At 44.5% G+C, this 1,175-nt stretch carries 2 pseudogenes; both read right to left on the bottom strand.

What is annotated here, in order from left to right:
• Positions 1-190 (bottom strand): annotated as a pseudogene (locus MHM99_RS21100) (IS5/IS1182 family transposase); the annotation flags it as partial.
• Positions 191-817: 627 nt separating this feature from the next.
• A pseudogene (locus tag MHM99_RS21095) lies at positions 818-1,175 on the bottom strand (IS5 family transposase); the annotation flags it as partial.

Genomic DNA, 1,175 nt, shown 5'->3' with positions numbered 1-1,175 from the left:
GAATGCGAAACATGGTCTCAAGCGCATACGGACGTCTGCCATTGCCTGCTTTAGGATAAAAGGGTTCAATCACTTCCAGCAGTTGAGACCACGGCAGCAGGTTATCCATTCTGGATAAGAAAATCTCTTTTCTCGTCTGGCGACGTTTGCTGGAAAACTCACTATCGGCAAAAGTTAACTGTTGGCTCATGGGCGGTAATGGCTGTGATTTACTATGCAGCTATGATCTCACATTCAGGACTTATTCGCATCTTCCCTAGCTGAACATCTCAGTACGCCTCTTCAGGTAGAACAACATCTAACATTAGCCCTAGAAGAAGCTTACAAAGTCGGTATAAAACCTATCAATGTTGACCTTTTGGAGGAAACACTGTCTAGCCGCATATATGAAATTGAACCGACACTTATCAGGCATGGTTACAATGAGCGCGTCATTGCTGAACAATTCCGCTATCGCCCATCCGAAATAAGAAAATTATTCTCTGGAGGGCTAGAACCAAATAGAGCGAAAGAAATGACAGCTGAAATGCGTGAAGCAGGACTGCCAATTTAGAGTCGATTAAAGTGGGCCCAAGCCGATGAAATCAGTCCCAGTGTTAATCAATGTGGTTCCATTCTTAATTAAAGTGAGCCAGCCTCATAGGGTAGAATCAATGATTGTGGGTCAGAACATGCTGATAAAATCGGGTCAGGCAAAATAAGATGTCAGGCCGCTACAAGTAGGCGCAATAACAGAAATGACTGATACAGATTACATGCAGGCGTTACCACAACTCAAAGCAAGAAACATTATTAGCGATGAACGCGGAATTCGAAAAACGCCGCTCTTGGCATCCACACCAATATGGGCTTTCATACCGAAGTGCCATTCATTGCCTTTTTTAGTCTGATGCATGTCCGGGTCACGTTCATTCTTTTTATTTTTAGTGGAGCTGGGTGCTTCAATAATCGTCGCATCCACCAGTGTACCCTGCGTCATCATCACACCGCAGTCGGACAGCCATTGATTGACCGTTTTGAATAATTTGCGAGTCAGCTTGTGCTTTTCCAGCAAGTGCCGGAAGTTCATAATGGTAGTGCGGTCTGGAATGGCTTTATCCAATGACAGTTGCGCAAACTGACGCATCGAAGCAATTTCATATAACGCATCTTCCATCGCTTCATCACCAAGGCTA

Origin of the sequence: Alteromonas sp. MmMcT2-2, from assembly GCF_022348305.1 — a bacterium.
Classification (GTDB): domain Bacteria; phylum Pseudomonadota; class Gammaproteobacteria; order Enterobacterales; family Alteromonadaceae; genus Alteromonas; species Alteromonas macleodii.
This window is presented reverse-complemented; position numbering and strand designations above follow the sequence as displayed.